We start from the raw sequence: 23,795 nt of genomic DNA on the forward strand, positions 1-23,795 counted from the left end.
GCTGATTTCACGCCCTTCGGCGCGTATGTGTTCGGTGGGGCGGGATCGACGCCCCATATCAGAATCCACGCCCCGTACAGGGGGTGTGAATTGCGACGAGGGGCGTGGATGTGCGCCGGGTTCAGGCCCCTACGAAGATGCAGAAGAGGTGGCCGGCCGGGTCCGCGTAGATTCGGATCGGCTCCTCCGGGTCGTCGTGTAGATCCCGCAATAGGCGCGCGCCCAACGCCATTGCGCGCGAGTGTTCTTCGTCGAGTTCGGCCACGGTGCTCACCATGGAATCGAGGTGCGCCATCTGCGGGTGTTCGCCGTCCGGCCACGTTGCTTCGGGAGAAGTATCGATCTGCTGGAACGCGATGCGCCATGATCCGTCGGGTGCGTTGATGGCGAGCCAATCCGGTCGATCGGTTCGGCGTCGCCTGGGACGTACTCGAATCCCAGTAGTTACCGATAGAACTCGGCGAGTTGGCGGGCGTCCGTGCAGTCGAGTACCACCTGGCGTACCGAAATGTTCATGATCCGCGCTTCTCCTTTGCGTGGTGTCGTGCCGCGCGAGCGCGATTCCCCCAAGCGCTGCAACACCATTGCTGATTGGGCCGATCCTGCAGAAACAGTTGACCGCATCGCGGGGCTTCGCACAACGCCAATCGTGCGCGATCCGGCCCCGTTATCTTCTTCTCACCCTCGTGACCTGCGGGGGTGGGTCGTCTGCTCCGGTATGGCTTCTGCGGCCCGGACGGAACGTAAGTCTACTCGAGTGCTGCCGCCGGAGCAGAGGGCGTCGGATCACCGCTGACAGAGGCGTGGCCGAGCGAGGGAACAGACGGCCTGGATAACGTGAGTGTCGGGAACCGATGCCAGGACCGCACACCGAACATGTTGATGCGGAGGCGATATGGTGAGAAAACGCTGCGACATCTACTGCGGCATCGACGTCGGCAAGAGGGCCCATCATACGATCGCGCTCACCGCAGACGGACGACGTGTCCTGAGTCGAAACCTGCCCCAGGACGAAGCAACGCTCCGCGCATTGTTCGCCGAGCTCGCGGCACATGGCTCGGTACTGATGGTGGTCGACCAACCCCGCAATATCGGCGCACTACCGATCGCGGTGGCCCGGGACTGCGGGATCGACGTCGCCTACCTCCCTGGACTGCGAATGCGGCGGATAGCGGCGCTGTATCCGGGGCAGGCGAAAACCGATGCCCGCGATGTGTTCATCATCGCCGACGCCGCCCGTACACTGCCCGACACCTTGTTACCCGTCACCCAGGACGACGACATCGTCGAAGGTCTGAGGATGCTCGCCGGGTTCGACGCGGACCTCGCCACCGAAGAGAATCGCATCTCGAACCGCATCCGGTCGGTGCTGCTCTCGGTGCACCCCGTCCTCGAACGGGCGATCGGCAAACACTTGTACCGACCTGTTGCCCTGACTCTGTTGGCCGAGTTCGGTGGCCCGGTCGGATTCGCAGCGCAACACCGGCGGCACTGAAGCGGGTGGCGAAGCGGTCGGCACCGCGCATCGGGGACCAGATCGCGGACTCGATTATCGCTGCACTGGCTGAGCAGATCGTGATCGTTCCTGGGGCGGAGAAATCGAACTTCGTACTGAACACCCTTGCGCGGCAGCTGAGCGAGGTACGTCGTGCCCGCGCCGAACTCGAGGAGCAATTCGAGTCCGAACTGAACAGACACCAGGCCGGGCCGATCCTCACCTCGATGCCGGGCGTCGGCGTTCGGATCGCAGCGACGATCCTGGTGGAAGTCGTCGATATCGACCGCTTCGACAGCGCCGGCAACCTTGCCGCCTACGCCGGCGTCGCGCCCCGCACCCACCGCTCTGGAACCTCGATCCGTGGTGAGCATCGACAACGCGGAGGAAGCACCAGACTCGAACGTGCTATACGCGATGTCGAAGACATGTTCGGTGTACGAACGGCGCGACGCGAAAGCCAGTCGACCGGCTACCGAGGCAGCCTGAGCGACAGGAGGCAAAGATGTTCCTGTGGATCGTCGGCGCATCGATGACGTGGCATGGCCTCATGGTCCGGTTTACGCCGCTGACGCGCCTCCGGCAGGGCTGGGTGGCACCACCCTCTGGAGTTGATTTTCACACGGCACAACGGATCGTCTCACCGTGCAGGAGAGCTCCTTACTCGAGTTTCCGCACCAACTTGTGAACTTTCGCGTATCTGTCGAGAAGGAGGTCGGTGAGAGGATTGACCAATCCTCGCCCGGCGGAGACAGCAGCCCATCGTTTCGGTACGTGAATCCGTGCGCTGCGCCGGGTCATGCCCGCGAGTGCTGCTTCTGCTACTTCGGTAGTGGAGACCAGGGTGCGGAGTGATCGAGGGAAGACCGTTTCGATCAGTTCCGTGACAGCCTGGTTGCCACCGAAGGCACTGTTCACGATGGGGGTCCGGGTCCACCCAGGATACAAGACTCCAGCCGTTGCGCCTGTTCCCGCCAGTTCCGACCGCAACGATCGTCCGAACATCTCGACTGCAGCCTTCGACATGGCGTACGGAGCGTTGACCACACCGTTGACGTAGGCATATATCGAGGCCGTGAGGAGGATATGTCCATTGTTGGCCCGAATCTGAGGCAAGGTCGCATGGACAGTCCGGTAGACACCGTGCAGATCGACCGCTATGACCTGTTCGAGGACTTCTGGGAGCATTGCGGCGATCGTCGTCGGTGGATCGGCTGCGATGCCTGCGTTGGCGAAGACGATGTCGATGCGCCCGAAGGTGTCGACTGCGCGTTTTGCAGCCAGTTCCATCTCCGATCGACTGGTCACATCGCCGTGGACTGCGAATGCACGATCGCCGAGCCGATCAGCGAGCGAATCGATGGACGGGTTCACGTCGACGAGTACGACTTTCGAGCCGTGTGCATAGGCCAGTTCAGCAACTGTCGCGCCGATTCCGCTGCCGGCTCCGGTGATGAAAATTACTTTCTCGTGCAGCGCGATACGAGAGGGTCGTGTCATTGAATTTCAATCCTTCGGATGATTGCATGGATATCGAATGGAGAGGTTCGAGTCGGTGCACGGTGGGGCTGACTCCGGCCGAACATCAGCGCTAGCTGCCGATGTTCGCTTCGGTACGTGTCACGGACTCGAGTGCGGCGCAGGCTGCGTTGTAGCCACCCATGCCGTGTACGCCGCCTCCTGGCGGTGTTGCAGCCGAGCAGATGTAAACACCATCGATCCCGGTCCAATACGGGTTGGCGGAAACTCTGGGGCGCAGCACGACTTGGCCTGGATCGTTCGATCCCGTGACGATGTCCCCTCCTACGTAATTGGGGTTGTACGCGGGCATTTGGGTGGTCGATCGGACTGCGCGTCCGACGATTCGATCGCGCACTCCTGGTGCAAACCGTTCGATCTGATCGATGATGGCTTCGCTGGCATCACCGGTGTACCCATTCGGCACATGAGCGTAGGTCCAGATCGGGTGGATATCGTCGTGCGAGCGGGTGGGGTCGGCCAGATACTGTTGTGCGACAAGAACGAACGGCCGCGCCGGCATGTCTCCTCGATGAACGGCGCGTTCTGCGGCAGCAACCTCCTCGAGGGTTCCACCCAGGTGCACGGTGCCGGCTCGGCGGGCGCTGTGGTTGGTCCACGGGATACCCTCGTGCACTGCGAGATCGAGTTTGAAAGCCCCGGGACCGTAACGCCACCGTCTGTACGGCCGCGCGACTCTCGCCGGGAGCGCATCACCGGCGATGTCGGCGACCGCGGTGGGTGAGAGATCGAGCATCACGATGTCACTCGGTGGTATCTCGGTCAGATGCCTGACACGAACTCCGGTTTCGACTTTTCCTCCGTGCTCGGCGAGAACGGAGACCAGTGCATCGCTGATCGCGCGGGAGCCGCCCTCGGCAACCGGCCACCCGTATTTGTGGCCAGCAGCGATCATCATGACACCGACAGCCGATGTGGTCGGTCTCGTCAACGGGTAGAGGGCGTGGGCAGCGATGCCGGAGAACAGTGCGCGCGCTTCCTGCGTGTGAAACCGACGTGCCGTCAGTGTCGCCGGTGCCAAAGCATTGAGTCCGAACCTGGTGAGGGTGACCGGATGCTTCGGCACGTGCAACATAGGACGGAAGAAGTCGGCGGCGAGATCGTCGAACCGGTCGGACAACGGTTCGAAGAATCGCCGCCAAGCGTCGCCGTCGGTGCTCAGACCGGCCGCGGTGTCGCTGATGGATCGGTGCAGTACCCCCGCAGAGCCGTTGTCGAGTGGCTGTACGGCGTCGATCTCGGGATACTTCCATCGCAGTCCGTGTCTTTCGAGGTCGAGGCTGTTGAAGAACGGCGATGCGGCACCGATCGGATGCACTGCGGAGCAATCGTCGTGCAGGACGCCGGGCAGGGTGAGTTCGGAGGTTCGGGTACCCCCGCCGACGGCGTCGGCCATTTCCAAGACAGTGACCTCGATTCCTGACATCGCCAGGGTCACTGCGGCGGAGAGACCATTGGGTCCCGATCCGACAACTGTTGCGGTGGTCACGGTCGAGCGGCCGTGCCGCTACCGGAGATGGCGTCGCCGGTCGACGATGATGGGACGGTGACCGGGATCGATGCAGTGTCGTCGAGCCAGGGTTGGCGGGTGATCATCTCCGATACTGCGACAGTCCCTTCCTCGATCAGACCCGCCGCGGCATCGACGATCCGGTAACTTTGGGTGCCGCGGTGCATGGGTTGGCCCTCGATCATGATCACCCGAATGTCGCCCTCGGCGAATCGGCATTTGCGGTGGAGTGCGTCGAGCAGTTGTTGGTTGTGGAGGTGGCCTTCGCCGAAATTCCATCCCAGGATTCCGCCCGCGATGAATTCACCTTCACGTATGACGTATTCGTCGCGGTTGTCCACTGCTCTCGAGATCAGCCCCATGTGTGCTCGACCGTGACTGTGCATCGACCGCCATGCGGTGAACTTCTGCATCATGAATTCACTGGTGTCCTCGTCGTAGAGCTTGAGCAGCTGGAATTTTGTCATCGGAGCCGATTTCGTGATCTCGGCTTGCAGTCGTTCCTCTACCCCAGGGCGCATGATCCAGGTGTTGGTGGCCCAGTTGCCTGCGTAGTACCGCATTCCCATGAGGAACGAGACCCAGTGCGGCTTCGTGCCGCCGACGACGATTCCGGCGATCAGCACCACGACGATCAAGTACGGCCAGATGCTGGTGGCGTTCCACAACGAGTAGACGCTGTCGGTGTAATTGCCGAACAGGAACCACGCGGCCCCGATGACGAACAAGTTCCATTCCAGAGGCACACCGGCCGGGAACGTAGAGAGGATGAACAGGTGGAAGATGGTCAATCCGATCAGCACGACGGTCGTGAGCGTGGAATTGGTTGAAAAGATCAGGACGGCCGGCAGGATGTACTCGATGACCGTGCCTTGATGGGCAGCGAATTTCGAGAACGTCGAGGGGCGCATGTCGTTGGGGAAGCTGCGGTAGAGCTTGCGTTTGAGCCATTTCGACGGGAGCAGTGGACTATTGGATATCATCACCGCTACCACGAACGGGAAGTGATGGTTCAACTTCGAGGTCGCCGCCCCCCACCAGATGGCGAGCATGACGAGTTTGAACGCAATGATCATGTCGACGAAGGGGAACAAGAAAGCGACGACCATCACCAAGTACTGGTCCGATCGGGCGGCGAGGAAGATTGTCTTGTCTCGCAACCCGATCACGACGAGCACGGTGAGTACGACGATCGCAAATGCCGGGTTCAGCATTCCGGCATTACCTGTTCCACCGGTGACTCCGTCGGAGATCAGGGCTGCTGCGAGAACCGTGAGCAGAGCCGTGTAGGTAGCGACATCGAAAAGGGTGCGTGTGTCACCGCCTGTGAGTGGGATCCTGTTCGGCCACGGGGCGAGCCGCATCGTGCCCGGCCGTAGCCAATAGGTGAAACCTCCGACGGGCGGGAAGAACCGCATCGTCAACGGTCCTGAGCCACAACCGAATCCGAGGACCTCGAACAGGACGGTGAACAGCACGAACTTCTGAAAGACGATCGGCTCGGTCCACCACGACGCCACGTCGGACAAAGTACCCAACCCTGGGGTGGAGATGGAGATGATCCAAAGCGGCAGGCTGACATAGGCGATCATCTTGACCACGTAGAACAGGTACGCGCCCGCGGGCGTACCGAAACCGTGCTCACCCCAATGCTGGACCTGCACTTTGAGGCGTTCGAGCTGGGGGAGTCGACGCCAATGTCCGAGGTCGATGTCGGGAAGGGTCGGTGACAGAAGACCCACGGTGAGTCCTTTCGAGGTGGTGGATGTGTAGATGGCGTCTGCGGATTATGTGGCGGCGGTAGTCTCGGAGGAGGCCGCCAGACGGCCTCGCAGAGCAGGCTTGTCGATCTTGCCGACGGGGTTCTTGGGGACGTCGTCTATCAAGACGATGTCGGTCGGCCATTTGTACTTCGACAGCGATAGCCGTATGTGTGTGCGGATATCGGATTCCGTCAGTGCGCTGCCGGGGGTCAACGAGACGAACAAGATGGGCTCCTCACCACGGAGATCGTGGGGTTGGCCGACCACGGCAGCCTCGAATACGCCGGCGAGCTCGTACACGACGTTCTCGATCTCTTTCGGGTAGATGTTCTCCCCGCCCCGGATGATCATGTCTTTGACGCGGTCCACCAGGATCAGGTATCCGTCCTCGTCGAGGTGCCCGATGTCCCCGGTCCGAAGCCAGCCTTCGTGTAGGGCTTTCGCCGTCTCGTCGGGGCGGCCCAGGTAGCCTCGCATCACGTTGGCACCCTTGATCAGAACCTCGCCGGATCGTCCGTCGTCGATCGTGTTGCCGCCCCCGTCGACGATCCGGATGCTCTGGCCCGGCAGTGGACGGCCGACAGTTCCAGGTTTGCGCGGGCCTGCAATGGGATTGACCGTGGACGCGCAGGTGCCTTCGGAGAGGCCGTACCCCTCGACGACAGGCACCCCGAACCTAGATTCGAAGGCAGCGAGCAGCGCAGCACTCGCCGGCGCCGCACCGCACACCGCGAACTGGAGGGAGCTGGTATCCGGACTGACAGTGTCGGGGAGGTTGGCGAGCATCGCGAAGATGGTCGGTACGCCGGAAAAGAATGTGGGACGGGCAGATTCGACGCGGTCGAAGAATTTTGACGGCTCGAAACGCCCGGCGACGGTAACCCGGCCACCGGCCACCAGTGGCGACAGGGTTCCGACGACGATGCCGTTGACGTGGAACAGCGGCAGGATCAGCAGGCTGTGGGTATCGGAACCGAGCGAGAACTCCTGCCCGGACATCGAGGTCATCGCAGTCAGATTCGCGTGGTCGAGCATGACTCCCTTCGGTTTGCCCGTGGTACCGCTGGTGTAGATCAACAGCGCCAGATGATCGGAAGCGACAGCTGCCGGACCATCCGCGACACGCGCCGCGGGCGGTTGTTCGGTGAGGTCGGTGATACGCGCGATTTCGAGCGGAGTCTTGAGTACCAGCTCAGGACACGTCACTATCGCCGTCGCAGAGCAATCCTCGATTTGAAACTCGATCTCCTTCGCGGTCAACGACGGATTGACCGGCGTCGCAGCCGCTCCGAGCCTCCATGCAGCGAACAGAGCCACGACGAAATCGACCCGGTTCGGCAACATGATGGCAACTACATCGCCCCGCGAAATTCCGCGACCTGCGAGTAGGGCTGCGGCGTCGGTGACAGCAGCGGCGAACTCGCGATTGGACATCGACGTGCGATCGTCCGCTATCGCGGGCGCCTCGGGAGCGAGCGAAGCACGCACATCGGGCAGGTCGGGCAGGTGCATGAAGGATCCTTCGTAGACGAGCGGTAGGCATCAGACGCTAAGACGAATTTGTGATGCACGCCATATCCTCGGAATACGACATTCAGAGTCTCGATTGTCTCGAGGGGACAATCGGGATCACGCCATCGATGTGACGCCATCATGTCGCTTCCACGCCACCGCCCGTGGTCAGGGCAATATACGAACGACAACCGGATAGGTGTCCCGCTGGCCGACGCCAGGTCGTATTGTCTAGTTCGTGTCCTCGACATCACCTACCCACGACGACGCGGAGACCGTCGACGTCATCGTGGCCGCCGTTGTGTCCGAGATGAGTGCGCGCCTGGTGGAGGAATCCCGGAACATTCGCCGAGTCCTCGAACGTGAGATCAAGGAGCTGGGTGCTGACGCTCAACTGCTCGAACTGCTCGGAGCGAGCATCGAAGGGAACGTCGATACCTTCTTCCACGTTTTGCAGCACGGCATCACCGCCGAACACCTGCATGCGCCCGCCGCCGCAATGGAGTACGCACGGCGGCTCGCCCAGCAAGCAATTCCCGTCACGGCACTCGTACGTGCCTACAGGCTCGGTCAAACCACCATGCTCGATCGGATCTTCGATCGGATTCAAGACTCTGGTATCGAACCTGTTGTAGCGCTCAAGGTCTCGCATCGCATCGTCTCAGTGAGTTCGATCTACATCGACTGGATCTCGGAACAAGTCGTCAACGCCTATCAAGCCGAACACGAACGGTGGCTTGCCAATCGGCACAACGTCAGAGCGACGCGGATCCGAGAACTACTGACCTCTACTAGTCCTGCAGATGATCAGCAAATCTCTCGAGCCATCGGATACCAACTCGCACAGCATCATTGTGCAGCGGTTCTGTGGATCGGTGAATCGGACTCCGACGGCGACGATCTGTCTACTCTCGAGTACTTGACCCGACGGATCTGTGAATCGGTCGAGAATAACCCCACGCCGCTGTTCGTTGCTGCGGACAGGCTGAGCGCGTGGGTATGGATCCCGCTCGGCCGTGATCCGGTCGAGCCCGAACGGGCCGGAATCCGAACCGCGTTGGCAGGAGCCGACCTCAGCGGTGCCCATATCGCGCTGGGGACCACTCGATTCGGCAGCGAAGGATTCCGCACCTCACACCTGCAAGCCCAGCACGCACGCTCAGTAGCGGTACTCGGCGACGGACCAACACGCACCCTCCTGTCCTACGACGAGCCCGGATTGGCAGTCAGCTCCCTCGCCAGTAGTGACCTCACGCGAGCGCGAGAATGGATCGTGAGCACGCTCGGACGGCTCGCAGACGACACAGACACCGCACGGCGGTTGCGAGAGACCCTGCGAACCTTCTTCGATCATCACCTGAGTCACAAAGCCACAGCGCAGACGATGCATCTGCACTACAACACAGTCAAGTACCGGGTGAAAAGCGCCGAACAGATGCTCGGACACCCGATCATCGAGAACAGATTCGATATCGAACAAGCGCTCGTTCTGCAATCGTGGCTCGGGACATAGTCCCCCTGCTAGGTCGCGCATCTCGTGCCTACTACGACCTCGAACGCGCAGAAGGTGAAGACCACCGATCGGCCATGGTCCGGTGTCGGTGCACGAGGCCGTCATCCACCGCACTCTCCGCTGAACTCTGACGAGCGAACCGAATAGGGTGCGCGATTTGAGCAGAACCTCCGCGGAGACGTCCTCGTTGATAAGTGGCCCGGTGTGAGGACCTGACACCATCCCCTGATCGGGTCCCGGAGTTGCGAAGAAGATAGAAGCACTCGAGTAGATCGATGACGGCGGACGCCGCACGCGCACACTGGCCAAGGAAATCGGCGGGATCCTCGCCACCGCGATCGCGTCTGACTCAACGACGCAGCCTGACTGCCGCAGGCACTAGCGGATCGCTGAGTCGTGGAATTCGGTCTCGGCGGCCAGCATGCCGGCGAACCACTCGTCGAGCGTGGCGTCGTCCACGCCGTCCATGGCGTCGACCTCTCGGGCCAGAGCATCGACCTGTGCCACGAAGGCAGGTCGGGTGTGCATCTCGATCCACTCCTGCAGCGCCGGTTCGCGATCGACCGATGTATCAAGTGCTGCGCGACACCAGGACAGGTACAGGGTCTCGGCGGCGAACATCGCGACCAGAGCCGCGGCCCTGCCGTCTCGGCGGGCAAGTCCCAGTGCGTAGTTCGACAGTGCGGACGAGCTCTCGATCAGCTCGTGCACGTCGCCGTCGTATGGGAACTGCTCCCGCAGACCGGCGAAGTACTCGCGCTGTTCACCGACGAGGTTCGACAGCGACACCACGTGATCGGTTGCGTCGTTCAAGGACTCGGACTCGGCGACCACGAGCCCCAGGATGCGCACCGCGGTGAGCACGAATGCTTCCTCGATCACCAGATAGCGCCGAAAGTCCTCGTCACGCAGTGAGCCGTCGATCGAGTCGGTGATGAGTCGGACATCCTGTGCGGCAGCAAGATTGGGGTGCTGCCGCGCAGTCAGCTCGATGGATCGACTCATTCTTCGGACAACCAGGTGATCAGGCCGTCGAACAGATCGGTGTACCCGAGCCACTGTTCGCAGAACTCCGGCGGTGCCCAGTGCGGCGAGCAGTCCGAGGTGAAGACCGCCGAGCGACCCTTGCCGTACGTTCCCGCAGCGACGAGCGGATCGCCGTTGATGGTGGCGGGCACGGCGACTCCGTCCTTGGCGATCACGCGGTTGTAGCCGAGGAGTGCGGGCCAGTCGCTTCCGCTGCCCCCCACGGCCGGGTGCGCGCTGTCGACGACGACGGGAATCATTCCGCCGGGCGTCTCCACTCGATCGTCTTCCGGAAGCATTGTCACCGGGAGGGCGTCGGCGAGCGCAGTCTGTCGAAACGCTGCCCGGGCCTGGAATCCGGAGAACGAGAGGTACCCACCGATCATCAACAGTGCACCGCCGTCGTGCACCCAGTCCCGGAGCTCGACCAATCGATCCTCCCCAGCCTGAAACCGGTCGAAGACGCTGGGCGCGAGCTGAATCGAGTTGGCACCGATGTCGGAGAGCACGATGACGTCGTAGGCGGACAGGGCCTCTGCGCTGCCGGGGAATTGCGTCGGTACCAGGTGCGCCGGCATGTGCACCACGTCGTGTCCGCGGGAGAGCAGGGCATCCTTGAGCGGTCCGACGCCCTCGACGTAGGAGTGCACGGTGAATTCGTCGACGCCTTTGACGTGGGTCGAGGTGGTCATCCAGCTTTCACCGGCGATCAGAACTTTCTTACCCATGGTGTTTCTCTATCCTTTTCCGGCGCTCTCGAAGAGCGTCCTGGGGTTGTCTCGCATGAGCGAGGACACGTGCTGTGGATCGATTCCGCTGCGCACGAGTCGAGCAGCGAAAGAGACTGGTACGTAGGCCAAACCATTGCCGCCGAATGCGCGGAGCATCGACTTGAGGAACAGGTCGTGACTGAGCAGTAGTTGCCGTCGGTACCCACCGCCGATGAGACCGGCGACCGCGAAGGCCGTCTCGGCGGGTGACGGAGACTGGCCCTCGCCCGGGAACTCGAAGGGCATGCCGATCATGTCGAATTCCAGATACACCCCGCGATCACCCAGAGCACATTGGTAATCGGGATCGTTGCCCGACGGGTCCATGTGGCAGAGCACCACGGCACTCGGGTCGACACCCATCTCCTCGATGACGATGTCGAGCACCTCGTGCCCGCGCCGCTGCCAGCCCGGAAGATGAACGAACAGTGGTACATCGACTTCTCGTTGGGCAACGCATGCGGCGCGCAGCGCTTTCTGTTCGGCTGCGGTGAACGACGGCGAGACTCCGATCTCCCCGATCACTCCGGGCCGAGGGCCGTGGTCCGTGGTGAATTCGGCGATCAGTCCCGATGCGAGTTGGTCGACACCGAGCGTCGCGACCTCGGCAGGGTGCGTGGCCTCGAGGTACCAGCCCGAGCCCATGACGACGCGGACGCCCGATTCGCGGGAGTACCGTTCCAGAATCTCGGGCCGACGACCGATTCCCGGCGGTGTCAGGTCGACGACCGTCGTCCCGCCGTGATCGGCAAAGGTTTTCAGGTCGGCCAATACGGCTGTGGCGTCGTCGATCCGACAATTGTCGGCGCTGTGATAAGGATTGTCGTGCAGCAGCCAGGCGTCCCGAGGCGAAATGGGTCCGGAGAGAGCCTGTGCCACAGCGGGGTCGGGTGACTCCGAGTGCGCCATGGAGGCGTCGTTGTGCAGGTGCTCGTGTGGTAGCACCAGTCCCAGCTCACTGGAGTCGACCGGCCCCGTCACCGTCTGGACGATCATTGCTTGCCCGGGGCGCTCTGCAGGTGCTTGAACAGCGATGCCAGTGAGTGCCCGCGCATGTTGATCCAGATGGCCACCAGCAGAACGATTCCGGTGATGATCGGGGTGAGGAACGGGCTGACGCCCAATAGGGTCAGGCCGTTGGCGATGATGCCGGTCAGTACTGCGCCGATGACGGTACCGATCACGGTTCCTCGTCCGCCGAACAGGTTGGTACCACCGAGCACCACCGCGGTGATGACGGTCAGCTCGAAACCGTTGGCGGAGTTGGCCGATCCCGAGCCGAGCCGCGCAGCGATGAGTAGGCCGGCGATGCCGGCGGCCAGTCCGGTGAACACCAGCGTCATCATCAGCACGCGGCGAGTGTTGACGCCGGAGCGTCGCACGGACTCTACGTTGGAACCGATTCCGGTGACGTAGCGGCCGAAGCGGGTGCGGTTGAGGGCAATTGCACCGACGATCACCACGGCCAACGCGATCCACGCACTTGCCGAGAATCCAAGCCACGACGCAGTGCCGAGCTTCGCGAACGCTGTTCCCGGGGTGATGGGGACCGAGAACCCTTCGGTGCGGTACAGCGCAATTCCGCGGATGATGGACAGCGTGGCGAGGGTGACGATGAATGGCGGAATGCCCTGGTAGGCAGCGAGCCAGCCGTTGACCAGGCCCCATGCCGCTCCCATCAGCGGAGCCGCGACGAACACCACCGAGGAGTCGACGCCGGCCTGGATGAGCTCTGCACTCATCGCCGCGACGAAGGCGACTGTTGCTCCGACCGACAGGTCGATCTGGCCGGTGGTGATCACGAATGTCATGGCGACGGCGATGATCAGGACCGGTGCGATCTGCGTTGCGAGGTTGGAGATGTTGGTGAATGTCAGGAACGAGGACGTGGTGACCGAGAAGACGATGGCCACCGCCACGGTGACCGCCAGCATCGCCAGTGTCGGCTTGTTGGTCTGCTGCCACAGTGATGGGCGCGCAGCGAGTTTCGCCACGCTGGGCTGCGCGTTCTTGTCGAGTGTGATCATGATCGGCCTTCCGGCGAGGACGGTGAACGCTGCGGAACCGGAGTGCGCGTGATCAGTCCGACGAGCGATTCGATGTTGAGGTCGCCGATCGGTACGTCGTCCACACTTTGCCCCTCGTACATGACGGTGATGCGATCGCACACCCGGAACAGATCCTGCAGGCGGTGCGTCACCAGGATGACTCCGACGCCCTGGGCCGCAACGTCGGTGATGAGCTTCAATACCGATTCCACCTCGGCGACGGCCAGTGCCGCCGTTGGCTCGTCGAGAATCAACACGTCGGGGCGGAACGATACGGCGCGGGCAATGGCGACGGTCTGCCGCTGCCCGCCCGAGAGTTGCCCGATCTCCTGGTACGTCGATTTCACCTTCACGTGCAGGTCCGCCAGGATCCCCGCGGCACGCTCGTGCATGCCGTGGCGATCCAGAAACGGTCCCTTGCGAGGTTCGCGTCCAAGGAACAGGTTGCTGGCGACGTCGAGGGTGTCGCACAGCGCCAGGTCCTGATAGACGATGCCGATTTTCTGCTGCTGTGCATCCAGTGGCGTCGAGAAGCGAACCGGTTCTCCGTTGACTCGCATCTCACCACCGTCGTGTTGAACGGCGCCGGCAAGGATTTTCATGAGCGTCGACTTGCCGGCGCCGTTGTCTCCGACGACTCCGAGTACCTCGCCTCGCGCGAGCCGAAGATCGACTCCGCGAAGCGATTTCACCGGGCCGTACGATTTGGTGATTCCCGACAGTTCGATCAGTGGTGCAGTCGAATCTTGTTGTGCCATGGTCCTACTTCTCCAGGTAGTACATGTAGTCGCCCACGTTGGCGGGGGTGACGATCTGCGTCGGGACCGGGATGTCCGCGGGTGCGGTGCGTCCGCAGCCGAGGTCGATGGCGGCATTCATTGCTTCGTAACCGAACTCGAAGGTGTTCTGCTGCACGACGCCTTCGAGCCAGCCGGCCTGCAATGCGGAGACTGCCTGATCGGACAGGTCCCAGCCGACGGCCTTGATCCGATCTTGTGCGCTCTGGCTGTTGACTGCGGCGACCAGGCCGATGAGCGCGGGTTCGCCGGTGGCGTAGACGTATTCCATGTCCGGGTTGCCGGTGAGCAGGTTCTCCGCGGCAGTCTGTGCGTTCTCCTGGATGTTGCGGCCGTCCACGACGGTTCCGACGGTCATGCCTGCGGCGGAGACGGTGTCGGTGAATCCCTTCTGACGCTCGAGCTGGATGGTGCTGTTGAGCGCACCGACGATGCCGACGGTCCCGGTGTTGTTCGCGAGTTCGGTCAGGGTGTCACCGATCTGAGCGCCACCCTCGGCGTTCGCGGTACCGACCTGGGTGGAGACGCCCGGGGCGTCGACGGTGGCGTCGACGGCGACCACCGGGATACCTGCCGCGGCGGCCTTGGCGACAGAGGGCTTGATGCCGTCGGTGTCGATGGCGTCGACGATGATGGCGTCGACGCCGGAGGCGATGAGGTTGTCGAATGCGTTGGCCTGTGTGACGGAATCATCGTTTCCGCTGATGATCTGGAGATCGACCCCGGCTTCGTCGGCCACCTTCTGGGCGGCGTTGTTGATCTGGTTGAAGAACAGTGCCTGCAGGTTGATCGTGACCAGACCGACCTTCAGGCTGCCGTTCTTGCCGTCGCATGTGTCGGCGACTCGTGACGGATCCGGAATGGACGACGCGGCCGTGTCGGTGCCGCCCGCGGTGTCGCTGGTGGAGGCGGAGTCACAGGATACGAGGGTGAGGGCAAGTGCCGCACCGAGTACGAGGGGGAGTGCGCGTTTGATCATCGGGTCTCCTGAAGAACAGTGGCGAGGGTGGCGGTGAATTCGGTGAGTTCGGTGATGCTGGGGCATCCGCGTGGTCCGGCCGTCGCGCAGGCGAGAGCCGCCGAAGCTCCGGCAAGTCGGGCTGCGCGAGCGGGAGGTTCGCCTGCGTCGATGAAGGCGATGTAGGTGCCGCAGAAGCAGTCTCCGGCTCCGACGGCGTCGACGACGTCGACCGGTACTGCGGGTTCGGTGATCGTCTCACCCGAGGGTGTGACGAGGGTCCATCCGTGTTCTCCGTCGGTGACGACGAGGTGGGTGTCGTGCTGGGCGGTCAGCGTCGACCACCGATCGGCTTCGATGCCGAAGCTGTTCTGCCACAGGCTGCGTCCGACGATCACGTGATCGGCGAGGGCGAAGGCGCGCAGTGCGGCATCGAGATCGTCGCAGCCGTCGAGATCGATGGCCAGGCTGACGTTGTCGGGCAGTTCGGGTGGGAGCATCGCTGCTCGGTAGCCGTCGACGAACAGTCGTCCGCCATCGACGGAGAGAGTGTTCAGTACGGTCGCAAGTCGGTCGGCGTCGTTGGCGTCGTCCTGGCTGATGATCGAGCGGTCGCCACCGTCGGCGATGAGAACGACTGCGGTGGAGAGGAATGCGTCGCGCGGTGACCAGCTGGTGTCGACTCCGTCCTGCTCGAGTCCGGCGAGGAATTCGGTCGATCTGGCATCGGGGCCCACTGCGCCGGCGAAGGCGACCCGGGCACCCATACGAGCTGCGGACACTGCGGCGTTGGCGTTCATACCGCCGTCGATCGAGTCGATGGCCGTCGCCTGCACCCTTTCTCCCAGTACCGGGACGTGCGGAACATGAACCGTCACATCGTTGTTGGCGTAGCCGAAGAATACGATCATCTGCTACTTCCCTGCCGCGCGGGCCACAGCACGCACCTTCTCGCCCGCGACGCGTCCCCACCAGCGGGCGTTCTCCTTCACCGAGGAAGCGATGATGGCCCCGTCGCATTCCTTCATCAGGTCGCCCACGTTGGCGGCGGTGATGCCGGAGCCGATGATGACGGGAAGCATCGTGTTGTTCTTGATCACCGAGACCTCGTCCACCGACGCGGCATCTCCGGTGCGTGAACCGGTGGCGATGAGGACGTCGGCGTCGAAGAATTCGGCGTCCTCGGTCTGCTCGGCGATGGTGCGGTCGGCGACGATCGCGTGCGCGCCGTGTTTGACGTGGACGTCCGCGAAGATCTTGACCGGGTCGGCTCCGATGCGGTGGCGGAAGCGTGTGGTCTTGGCGGCCTGGCCCTCGATGAATCCCTCGTTGGCGATGTAGGCGTTGGCCCACTGGTTGACTCGCACGAAGCTTGCACCTGCCGCCCAGGCTGCGGCCACGCCGCATTCGCCTGCGTTGGACAGGATGCTGACGCCGACTCGGTTGCCGAAGTCGCCGACGACGGCGGCCGTGACAACACCCATGCTGGCCGCGGTCTCGTAACCGTGTTCACCGGGCTTGAGGAACGGTATGTCCCAATGGTTCTCCACGATGACGCCGTCGAACCCGTTGTCGATGTACGCATGCGCCTCGGCCAGAGCGAACTCGGAGATCTCCGAGACGGGCTGACCTTTGTAATGTGGGCTGCCGGGGAGTGCAGGAAGATGGATGGCACCGATCAGTGCCGGTGCCGAGGCGAACATCTCGGCCAGCGCCGACGGCTTGGTCGGAAAGACTCCCAGCGATGCTGCGGGGTTCTGGTCCGACGGGGACGTACTCACGTAGGGGACTCCTCGGGTGTGGTCGTCGGCAAGAGTGAATGTAATCGATTGCCTTGTATGTATGCACCGTAAGGGATCGACACCCGTTCGTGTCAAGGATTACTCGAGTCGTTTATGTAAACGATTACCTCTACTGTGTAAACAGCACGGCAAGCGACCACACGGTTCGATAACCTCGGGTCCCCACGTGAGAGTAGGAGTTGGATGCGTAAAGCAACCATTCGCGACGTAGCGGAGCGCGCGGGCGTCTCGACGGCAACGGTGTCGCGCGCGCTGTCCGGCTCACGTCCGGTCTCGGAGGACGTGGCTGCGGCGATCCGGCGTGCAGCCGACGAGCTGGGCTACTCCGGCAACATCATCGCCAGCTCGCTGCGCCGCAACAGAACGGACACCGTCGGCATGGTGGTGCCGAGCATCGCCAATCCCTTCTTCACCTCGCTGGTCGTCAACGTCGAGCACGTGCTGTCACAGCGTGGGTTGCAACTGTTTCTGTGTGACTCCCGATCCGATCCGGACGTCGAAGCACAGAGGTTGCGGAGCTTGGTCTCGCGTCAGGTCGACGGCATCATCATCAGCCCGTGCCACGGGGAGCGGTCCGCAGAGGCAGTGCGCACCACGGCCCGCGCTATTCCTGTCGTTCAACTCGACCGCTTCGCGCTCGACACCCACACCGACTGGGTGGGCGTCGACGACGACGCCGCACAGGCGCTGGTCATGGATCACCTTGCTGCGCTGGGTGTTCGGAGTGCAGCCTTCATCAGTTCCGAGCTGACGAACTCGTCGACCGAGCTGCGTCGAGCCGGGTTCTTCCGTCACGCCCAGAGGGTAGGGATAGAGACGCGAGAGGAGTGGACGCTGTTGGGTGACTACTCGATCGACTGGGGACGCGAGTCATCGTGGTCGATGCTCGGCGCATCGTCTCGTCCTGATGCTGTGGTCTGTGCCGATGATCTGATCGCGCTCGGCGTGCTGCAGAGCTGCCAGGCTCTGGGGTTGTCGGTTCCGGCCGATGTCATGGTGACCGGGTTCGACGATATTCCGTTCTCCGCGTTGAGTAATCCGCCGCTGACGACCGTCCGCCAGCCGCAGGAACGCATCGCTGCGGAGGCCACTCGGTTGTTGGACCAGGCGATGAACAGCGACGAGACCGGAACCGCGCACATTGCGCTGCAGCCGGAGCTGGTGGTCCGTCAGTCGACGGTCGGCCAGGCTCGCGTTACGGCGGTGTAGGCGGCGATCGCCGCGTCGAGTTCGTCGAGCGCGACGGTCTCGTCGGCGGCATGCATCAGTGCAGGCGTGCCGGGTCCCCAGACGACGATCGGTGCGCCGGGAGCCGCAGCGGCGATGATCGAGGCGTCGGTGAAGTACGTGACCGGTTCTGCTGCAACGGAATGCGGGAGCGCATCGACCCAACTGTTGCCACCCGCTGTCCTGACGCCCGGCAGGTCGATGCGCGCGTCGACATGGTCGACCTCGGGTTGATCCCGCCACCACGACAGCAGCCTGGAGCCGTCGTCGACGGTTCGATGATCGACGACGACGCGTGCGGTATCGGGAACGATGTTGGGAGCCGATCCGCCGTCGATCAATCCGACGTTGAACGTCTCGGCACCAAGGAACGCATCGGTCGACAAAGGGAGTTCGTCGCGGGCCCTGGCCAGGACGTCGACGAGCTTCATGATGGCGCTCTCGCCCCGTTGCGGCGTGCTGCCATGTGCAGCAATGCCTTTGGTGGTGACGTCGACCCACAGAGCGCCTCGGTGTCCCAGATGCACCTGGTTCCCCGTTGCCTCTGGCACCACCACGGCACCGACCGGGCACTCGGCGACGGCGTGGCGGGCTGCGAGCGCACCGAGCGAGCCGATCTCCTCGTCGCTGGTGAGCAACAGTGCTGCGGGAACGCCGTTCTCGAAGGCGTCGAGCACGGCGGCCGTTGCGGCCACGAGTCCTGCTTTCATGTCCGACGTACCTCGGCCGCGCAACACGCCGTTCTCGATGTCGGCGGCGAATGGGTCGAACTGCCAGTTCGAAAGATCGCCCGCCGGAACGGTATCGACATGGCAGGCGAACATCAGCCGCGCCGCCGTCGGAGGTGCATCATTGGTGATCAACAGCCATGGGTGCGGACCATCGCGATCTCCTTCGACCGCGATGCCGTTCGTGCGTGCCGAGAGTTCGGATACCACTGCATCCATCGAGGAACGCTGGGGTGCCGGGTCGCCGGACACAGTGCGCTGGGTGACCAGCTCGGTAAGCATGCCTACGGCAGTAGTGTGGTCAAGCGCCATAGGAAGTACTCAATCGCATCACCGCTGCGGCAGCAGCGTCGGGGGCCTGCGTCGGAATCCAGTGCGAGACGCCGGGCAGCACCGTCAGGGAGAACGCAGCATCGACGTAGCGTTGCACACCTTCGACGGCGGATCGTCCGATGAAGGTGTCTCCGTCACTCCAGACCATCGACGTCGGCACGGTGATGCGCAGGCGGCCGATGCCCGGATTCGAGAACGGCAGTCCGCGGTACCAGGTGACGGCGAAGGGCAGTGCGCCGTAGTCGACGATCTCCGTCTTCGTCCGTTCGAGGTCGTCCTCGGTCATTCCGCTTTGCTCGTACCACTTCTCGGCCCGTGCGCCGGGCCGCATCATCCACTTCTCGGGCAGTATCGGCAGTTGGAAGAACGCGAAGTACCAGGAGTGCAGAATCTGTTTCGAGGTGAGCAAGCCGGTCATGAAAGCGCCGGGGTGCGGAACCGAGAACGCCGTCAGCGATGCAACGAGCCGAGGGTGTCGGCCTGCGGTGACCCAGGCGATGTTCGCTCCCCAGTCGTGTCCCACGAGATGAACCGGTCTTCCGATCACCTCCATCAAGGCGGCGACATCGCTGACCAACGCTCCGACGCGATAGTCGCGACGACGCGTCGGCCGGGCCCGCGGTGAGTACCCACGCTGATCCGGTGCAACAGTGCGGTATCCGTGCTCGTTCAGGATGGCCATCACCGCGGACCATGACGACGCCCGCTCGGGAAATCCGTGCAGCAGCAACACGATCGGGCCGTCGAGCGGACCTTGGTCGAGGACGTCGAACACAAGACCGTCGTGCGTGTACTCGGTGATTCTCTCCATCGAAGAGCCGGTCGTCAGCATGTGCTGGGCACCGATTGGCCTGCGAACTCGGCAGCCAGGAACTGCATGGCTGCTTCGTCGCTGACGTCGTGGCCCTGCTCGGGCTGTTCCTGCGCAACGATCGGATCACCCAGGGCGCAGGCCTTTCGGACTCCCTCGGCGGTCCACTGCGGCAGAACAACGTCGTCCTTCGCGCCGTAGGCCACGAACATCGGTACCTCGGTTCGTACCTGGGGGAGTGTGTAGCGATCGATCACGTCGAGCAGCTGTTGCTCGGATTGCGCTGAGTCGGCAGCGAACTCGTCCGGCGCCATCGCCGCGACTGCTCGCTCCTTGCCTTCGACATCTCCGCCCGAGCAGGTGAGCAGGAGCTCGTTGTTCTCTTCGGCGACGCTGCCCATGTAGTTCCTCGGATCGATGGCAGGGTCGACCTGTTGTGCACCGTAGAGCACCGAGGGCATCAGTTCTTTCTGCGGTGTGGTGAGGGTTCCGTCCGTTCCGGCCTGCACCAGGGGCTTCAGATCCGTCGGCGGCGACAGCGACACCGATGCCACCAGGTCGAGGCCTTGGCCGTAGCTGGCGGCGAGTTCGTTTGCCGCCCAGGCTGCTTGGCCGCCCTGTGACAACCCGACAGCGGCCCAGCGGGTGGACGTATCGGGCAGTGCGCTCGTGGCTGCGCGGGCCGCGTCGATCATGTTGTGTCCCGAGGTGCGCGGCTCCAGATACGGGTGGGTGCCGCCGCCGGTGCCCAGGCCCTGGTAATCGGGCAGCACGGTGACGTATCCGAGTTCGGTGAAGTCATGAATAGCGAATTGATAGCCGAGCAGATCGGGATACAGGGTGGGTCCGCAGTCGGCCTGCACTCCGGTGGTGCCGTGTCCGTAGACGACGATCGGCCAACCGCCCTCGGGCGGGGTGCCTGCCGGAACGGCTGCCACTCCCGAGACCGCCGTGGGGGAATTGTCGACACCCGACGTGGACTCGTAGACGAATCGGTACAGCGTGGCTCCGGTGGCGGAGAGCGCTGTCGACCGATCGCCGAAATCCTCGGAATCGAGAACGGTTCCCGGCACTCCCGTGAAGTCGTACTGCGGGGCCGGTGCTGTCGTCGTCTCGGCGGGCGTGGTCACGGGCGCGGGCTCGGGCTCGGGCGTGGAGCTGCACCCGACGAGCGCGCAGCTGGACACCGCGAGTGCGGCTCCGACGCGTCGAGCTCGGTTCGGTCGACTGATGGCATTCACTCCCGCGTGTCTACCAGACCGGGGTGGGAATCGGCAGGGCTCAACTGACCGAGTGGGTCCGGTGGACGTCGTCGACCAAGTCGTGAGTGACCCGGTAGCTCACGCGCATGCGCTGCATCTCCTTGTCGCGCACGAGGTAGGACCTCCGCGTCAGCTCGGCCGGTCCGCCGGCCCGGAGCGTGCGCGCTCGGTTCACCACAGGAAGCAGCGGCCCGACGAGCGACACGACGTGCGTGAGCGACGTTGCCGGGATGTGTAGATCGTCCGACGCCTCGTCGCCGATCAGGACGCGCTGCAGGGCAGACATCGTCGCCGACGCCACCGCGCGGGTCACCTTTCGGGGCCCGGGTAGCAGGTTGGCCAGTTCGGGCACCAGATAGTCGTCGGTGAGGGCCGCGACGAAGTCCCGATCGTCCTGGCTGGGGCCGGGGGAGGTGAGTCGGTACAGCTGCTCGATGCGGATGTGGTCCGATTCGTCGATCGGGTTGAGCTCGTGGTCGACGCCGACGACATGTCCGACGTAGCGCCACAGGTGGTAGATGTCCCCGAGTTCTCGGTCGGTGAAGCGCACGCCGACCCGATGCATGGCGTCGAGCGCGATGTGGCCGAACTCGGCGATCGTGAACGCCATGTACGGCTGCGGGATCGGCACGCCCCAGGCGTCGTCGTCCCACGTGCCGAGGTGTCGGATTCCTCGTCGCACGTGGGCGTGGATCATGCGTACCCGCACCGTGTAGGCGAATCCGTCTCCGTGCCTGGCCATTCCGCCCGGGGAGATGACTTTCTGCAGCCAGTTTCCTACTTCGATGGAGCGGATTGCCGGTTGCGAGACGTACCGTCCGGTGATGGCCAGCGGTTTGCCTGCAATGGAGTTCTCTGCGCCGCGAAGCAGCGACGCCGCTCCCAGCACGATCCCCATCACCGCGCTGTAGCGGACGAGGGCGTCGGCGGCGCGGTCGAGGCGTTCGTGATCGACCCAGTCCGGTTCGGAGTCGAGAAATGCGAACAGCTTTCGAAGCGCAGCCGGGGCGTCGGGATCGATGCCGTTCGTGAGCGCGGCAGAGACGGCGGCGGTCGACGACGAAGAACCGAAGTCCTCGTCCAGCACTCGATCGGCGAGTGGATCGGCTCGCCACATCGCGTCGAGCCACTCGCGGCCCGTCTGGCCGTGCATCGAGACGGCGTCGTCTGCGCGAACAAGCCCGGAGGGAGCGCGAGTATTCATACTTTCAGTGGAACACGAGAATTCCTCACTTACTATTCACTTTCATGCCAGCTCGACGCCCGTCGTCACCGCGACCGAGATCGACTCCGCGGCAGCAACGCGCCGTCGAGATGCGTGCTCGACTGTTGACCGGGACCATCGAGCTCTTGCAGAAGAAGCCCGGCTATCTCCCGACGACGTACCAGCTCGCACGGCACGTGCACGTCAGTATCGGCACCGTCTATCGCTACTTCACCGACATCGAGTCCGTGATGGACGAGCTGCGAACCGCAACGATCCACGACATCACCACGCGGCTGGCCACCGGAATCGGACGGGCGATGGACCAAGCGCCGGCCGACGCGATCGTCACCATCGTCGAGACCCTCACTTCTGCGTTCGAGGAACACGAGGCGGTCGTCCGGACGGCCTTCGCAGCAGGAGGCTCGGAACTGGGTGGCCAATGGAAGGACATCGAACGTCCACTGCTGCCCCTCGCGCGCATCATGCCCACCCGAATCCGACCCGATCTCGACGACGACGTCCTCGACGATCTCGTGTTCCTGACGATGGGTGCCACCGCGAGCCTGTGCATGAGGGTCGCGTTGTTCAGACCCGCGGGTTCGGACCGAACGAAGTTGGTGGCCACGACGGCTCGAATGTTGCTTGCCGCATTCGAGGGTGCCGATGCGGGTTAGCAACCCGGCAGGGGTGTTTGCGACCGCCGAATTCGGGGGATCAGTCCTGCTATGAAAATCGTGGTCGTCGTCAGTGCGGTCGTGGCAGTCGTGGTGTCGTTCCTCGGGTCGGGTGCGTGGATCGGGACGCCCATCGCCGAGGCAGCAGGTGGGGCGCTCAGTGCCACGTCCACGTTGGTGGCACCGGCCGGCCCTGCGTTCTCGATCTGGTCGGTGATCTACACCGGGCTCATCGCCTACGCCGTCTGGCAGTTCCTACCCGGCCGCACCGCCCGCCACGACGCGTTGCGTGCACCGATCGTCGCGTCGATGTTGCTCAATCCGGCGTGGATTCTCGTGATTCAGATCGGGCAGTTGTGGCTGAGCGTGATCGTCATCGTCGCGTTGCTGGCGGTGCTCGTTCGTGTCTTCGTACTGATGCAGCAGCATCGACCGGAGGGCGTCGTCGACGCGGTGATCACCGACGGCACGATGGGTGTGTACCTCGGGTGGGTGTGTGTGGCGACTATCGCGAACATCTCCGCGTGGCTGGTGAGTCTCGGATTCACCAGTGGCGCAACGGTATGGGCGGTCATCGTGCTCGTGGTTGCAGCCGGTGTCGGGGTGTTTCTGGCTCAGTACTCCGGTGGTGCGGTCGCACCGATGCTGGCGATCGTCTGGGGGCTGGGATGGTTGGCGCAGGGCCGCCTCTCCGGTGAGGTGGTCGACACGACCGTCGGCTGGACAGCGGTTCTCGCGGCCGTGGTGGTCGCACTCGGAACGGTAGGAACACGGATCCGTGAGCGAAGGTCGGTCTCGGTGGCGTGATCCCCCCCGCGAC

General features: G+C 63.5%; 23 protein-coding genes and 1 pseudogene. 6 read left to right on the plus strand and 18 right to left on the minus strand.

The window, feature by feature from the left end; all coding sequences use genetic code 11:
• Nucleotides 1–121: 121 nt before the first annotated feature.
• Complete coding sequence (locus CH271_RS29515) at nt 122–562, minus strand: VOC family protein (RefSeq protein ID WP_373454645.1); 441 nt, start codon at nt 560–562, stop codon at nt 122–124.
• On the minus strand, nt 513–647 hold the full coding sequence (locus tag CH271_RS29665; RefSeq protein WP_373454643.1) for a CGNR zinc finger domain-containing protein: 135 nt from the start codon (nt 645–647) through the stop codon (nt 513–515). The genes CH271_RS29515 and CH271_RS29665 overlap by 50 nt, the downstream gene beginning before the upstream one ends.
• A 248-nt stretch (nt 648–895) precedes the next feature.
• On the opposite strand from CH271_RS29665, the gene CH271_RS24650 reads away from it, so the two are divergent.
• On the plus strand, nt 896–1,495 hold the full coding sequence (locus CH271_RS24650; protein ID WP_094635261.1) for an IS110 family transposase: 600 nt from the start codon (nt 896–898) through the stop codon (nt 1,493–1,495).
• A gap of 80 nt (nt 1,496–1,575) precedes the next feature.
• Nucleotides 1,576–1,905 (plus strand): annotated as a pseudogene (locus CH271_RS29715) (transposase); the annotation flags it as partial.
• Nucleotides 1,906–2,155: 250 nt separating this feature from the next.
• On the opposite strand, the gene CH271_RS24660 reads toward CH271_RS29715, so the two are convergent.
• From CH271_RS24660 to CH271_RS24675, 4 genes are all read right to left on the minus strand, one after another.
• Nucleotides 2,156–2,995, minus strand: a complete 840-nt coding sequence (locus CH271_RS24660) for an SDR family NAD(P)-dependent oxidoreductase (RefSeq protein WP_094635263.1) — start codon at nt 2,993–2,995, stop codon at nt 2,156–2,158.
• 91 nt (nt 2,996–3,086) lie between these two features.
• The gene (locus CH271_RS24665) at nt 3,087–4,523 is read right to left on the minus strand and encodes a phytoene desaturase family protein (protein WP_094635264.1); all 1,437 of its coding nucleotides are present in this window, start codon (nt 4,521–4,523) and stop codon (nt 3,087–3,089) included.
• The gene (locus tag CH271_RS24670; RefSeq protein ID WP_094635265.1) at nt 4,520–6,286 is read right to left on the minus strand and encodes a DUF3556 domain-containing protein; all 1,767 of its coding nucleotides are present in this window, start codon (nt 6,284–6,286) and stop codon (nt 4,520–4,522) included. The genes CH271_RS24665 and CH271_RS24670 overlap by 4 nt, the downstream gene beginning before the upstream one ends.
• A 45-nt stretch (nt 6,287–6,331) precedes the next feature.
• On the minus strand, nt 6,332–7,819 hold the full coding sequence (locus CH271_RS24675) for a class I adenylate-forming enzyme family protein (protein ID WP_094635266.1): 1,488 nt from the start codon (nt 7,817–7,819) through the stop codon (nt 6,332–6,334).
• A gap of 238 nt (nt 7,820–8,057) precedes the next feature.
• Here CH271_RS24675 and CH271_RS24680 point away from each other — a divergent pair, with 238 nt between their 5' ends.
• Nucleotides 8,058–9,332, plus strand: a complete 1,275-nt coding sequence (locus tag CH271_RS24680; RefSeq protein ID WP_094635267.1) for a PucR family transcriptional regulator — start codon at nt 8,058–8,060, stop codon at nt 9,330–9,332.
• 378 nt (nt 9,333–9,710) lie between these two features.
• On the opposite strand, the gene CH271_RS24685 is transcribed toward CH271_RS24680, so the two are convergent.
• Genes CH271_RS24685 through CH271_RS24720 form a run of 8 tightly spaced genes read right to left on the minus strand, consistent with a single transcriptional unit; the run spans nt 9,711 to nt 16,712 of the window.
• Nucleotides 9,711–10,337, minus strand: coding sequence for a TenA family protein (locus CH271_RS24685; protein WP_094635268.1), 627 nt, complete (start codon nt 10,335–10,337; stop codon nt 9,711–9,713).
• The gene (locus CH271_RS24690; RefSeq protein ID WP_094635269.1) at nt 10,334–11,086 is read right to left on the minus strand and encodes a glutamine amidotransferase; all 753 of its coding nucleotides are present in this window, start codon (nt 11,084–11,086) and stop codon (nt 10,334–10,336) included. The genes CH271_RS24685 and CH271_RS24690 overlap by 4 nt, the downstream gene beginning before the upstream one ends.
• A 9-nt stretch (nt 11,087–11,095) precedes the next feature.
• Nucleotides 11,096–12,109, minus strand: coding sequence for a phosphotriesterase family protein (locus tag CH271_RS24695; RefSeq protein ID WP_256986541.1), 1,014 nt, complete (start codon nt 12,107–12,109; stop codon nt 11,096–11,098).
• 11 nt (nt 12,110–12,120) lie between these two features.
• On the minus strand, nt 12,121–13,155 hold the full coding sequence (locus tag CH271_RS24700) for an ABC transporter permease (protein ID WP_094635271.1): 1,035 nt from the start codon (nt 13,153–13,155) through the stop codon (nt 12,121–12,123).
• Nucleotides 13,152–13,934 (minus strand): ATP-binding cassette domain-containing protein, encoded by a 783-nt coding sequence (locus tag CH271_RS24705; RefSeq protein ID WP_094635272.1) that lies wholly within the window; start codon nt 13,932–13,934, stop codon nt 13,152–13,154. Before CH271_RS24705 ends, CH271_RS24700 begins: the two co-directional genes overlap by 4 nt.
• A 4-nt stretch (nt 13,935–13,938) precedes the next feature.
• Nucleotides 13,939–14,952 carry a substrate-binding domain-containing protein gene (locus tag CH271_RS24710; protein ID WP_094635273.1) on the minus strand — a complete coding sequence of 338 codons (1,014 nt, stop codon included), beginning with the start codon at nt 14,950–14,952 and terminating at the stop codon, nt 13,939–13,941.
• The gene (locus tag CH271_RS24715) at nt 14,949–15,842 is read right to left on the minus strand and encodes a carbohydrate kinase family protein (protein WP_094635274.1); all 894 of its coding nucleotides are present in this window, start codon (nt 15,840–15,842) and stop codon (nt 14,949–14,951) included. The genes CH271_RS24710 and CH271_RS24715 overlap by 4 nt, the downstream gene beginning before the upstream one ends.
• A gap of 3 nt (nt 15,843–15,845) precedes the next feature.
• Nucleotides 15,846–16,712, minus strand: a complete 867-nt coding sequence (locus CH271_RS24720; protein WP_252341940.1) for a BtpA/SgcQ family protein — start codon at nt 16,710–16,712, stop codon at nt 15,846–15,848.
• Nucleotides 16,713–16,916: 204 nt separating this feature from the next.
• Here CH271_RS24720 and CH271_RS24725 point away from each other — a divergent pair, with 204 nt between their 5' ends.
• Nucleotides 16,917–17,942, plus strand: a complete 1,026-nt coding sequence (locus CH271_RS24725) for a LacI family DNA-binding transcriptional regulator (protein WP_094635275.1) — start codon at nt 16,917–16,919, stop codon at nt 17,940–17,942.
• Here CH271_RS24725 and CH271_RS24730 read toward each other — a convergent pair.
• The 4 genes from CH271_RS24730 to CH271_RS24745 are packed head-to-tail and all read right to left on the minus strand — an operon-like array spanning nt 17,903 to nt 22,298.
• Nucleotides 17,903–18,970 (minus strand): M20 family metallopeptidase, encoded by a 1,068-nt coding sequence (locus CH271_RS24730; RefSeq protein ID WP_252341939.1) that lies wholly within the window; start codon nt 18,968–18,970, stop codon nt 17,903–17,905. The genes CH271_RS24725 and CH271_RS24730 overlap by 40 nt on opposite strands.
• A 19-nt stretch (nt 18,971–18,989) precedes the next feature.
• Nucleotides 18,990–19,832, minus strand: a complete 843-nt coding sequence (locus tag CH271_RS24735; RefSeq protein WP_256986542.1) for an alpha/beta fold hydrolase — start codon at nt 19,830–19,832, stop codon at nt 18,990–18,992.
• A gap of 14 nt (nt 19,833–19,846) precedes the next feature.
• Nucleotides 19,847–21,073 (minus strand): alpha/beta hydrolase family protein, encoded by a 1,227-nt coding sequence (locus CH271_RS24740; RefSeq protein ID WP_094635278.1) that lies wholly within the window; start codon nt 21,071–21,073, stop codon nt 19,847–19,849.
• A 40-nt stretch (nt 21,074–21,113) separates the two neighbouring features.
• The gene (locus tag CH271_RS24745; RefSeq protein WP_094635279.1) at nt 21,114–22,298 is read right to left on the minus strand and encodes an oxygenase MpaB family protein; all 1,185 of its coding nucleotides are present in this window, start codon (nt 22,296–22,298) and stop codon (nt 21,114–21,116) included.
• A gap of 44 nt (nt 22,299–22,342) precedes the next feature.
• Here CH271_RS24745 and CH271_RS24750 point away from each other — a divergent pair, with 44 nt between their 5' ends.
• Nucleotides 22,343–22,975, plus strand: a complete 633-nt coding sequence (locus tag CH271_RS24750; protein WP_306437418.1) for a TetR/AcrR family transcriptional regulator — start codon at nt 22,343–22,345, stop codon at nt 22,973–22,975.
• A gap of 51 nt (nt 22,976–23,026) precedes the next feature.
• Complete coding sequence (locus CH271_RS24755; protein ID WP_094635281.1) at nt 23,027–23,782, plus strand: TspO/MBR family protein; 756 nt, start codon at nt 23,027–23,029, stop codon at nt 23,780–23,782.
• Nucleotides 23,783–23,795 lie beyond the last annotated feature (13 nt).

The sequence above is a fragment of the Rhodococcus sp. 05-340-2 genome (assembly GCF_002258915.1).
Taxonomy (GTDB): Bacteria; Actinomycetota; Actinomycetes; order Mycobacteriales; family Mycobacteriaceae; genus Rhodococcoides.

Coding starts and splice junctions, on each gene's coding strand:
- CH271_RS24650 (WP_094635261.1), top strand. CDS start 896: ATGGTGAGAAAACGCTGCGACATCTACTGCGGCATCGACGTCGGCAAG.
- CH271_RS24660 (WP_094635263.1), bottom strand. CDS start 2,995: ATGACACGACCCTCTCGTATCGCGCTGCACGAGAAAGTAATTTTCATC.
- CH271_RS24675 (WP_094635266.1), bottom strand. CDS start 7,819: ATGCACCTGCCCGACCTGCCCGATGTGCGTGCTTCGCTCGCTCCCGAG.
- CH271_RS24685 (WP_094635268.1), bottom strand. CDS start 10,337: ATGAGTCGATCCATCGAGCTGACTGCGCGGCAGCACCCCAATCTTGCT.
- CH271_RS24690 (WP_094635269.1), bottom strand. CDS start 11,086: ATGGGTAAGAAAGTTCTGATCGCCGGTGAAAGCTGGATGACCACCTCG.
- CH271_RS24700 (WP_094635271.1), bottom strand. CDS start 13,155: ATGATCACACTCGACAAGAACGCGCAGCCCAGCGTGGCGAAACTCGCT.
- CH271_RS24705 (WP_094635272.1), bottom strand. CDS start 13,934: ATGGCACAACAAGATTCGACTGCACCACTGATCGAACTGTCGGGAATC.
- CH271_RS24710 (WP_094635273.1), bottom strand. CDS start 14,952: ATGATCAAACGCGCACTCCCCCTCGTACTCGGTGCGGCACTTGCCCTC.
- CH271_RS24715 (WP_094635274.1), bottom strand. CDS start 15,842: ATGATCGTATTCTTCGGCTACGCCAACAACGATGTGACGGTTCATGTT.
- CH271_RS24725 (WP_094635275.1), top strand. CDS start 16,917: ATGCGTAAAGCAACCATTCGCGACGTAGCGGAGCGCGCGGGCGTCTCG.
- CH271_RS24730 (WP_252341939.1), bottom strand. CDS start 18,970: ATGCTTACCGAGCTGGTCACCCAGCGCACTGTGTCCGGCGACCCGGCA.
- CH271_RS24735 (WP_256986542.1), bottom strand. CDS start 19,832: ATGGAGAGAATCACCGAGTACACGCACGACGGTCTTGTGTTCGACGTC.
- CH271_RS24745 (WP_094635279.1), bottom strand. CDS start 22,298: ATGAATACTCGCGCTCCCTCCGGGCTTGTTCGCGCAGACGACGCCGTC.
- CH271_RS24750 (WP_306437418.1), top strand. CDS start 22,343: ATGCCAGCTCGACGCCCGTCGTCACCGCGACCGAGATCGACTCCGCGG.
- CH271_RS24755 (WP_094635281.1), top strand. CDS start 23,027: ATGAAAATCGTGGTCGTCGTCAGTGCGGTCGTGGCAGTCGTGGTGTCG.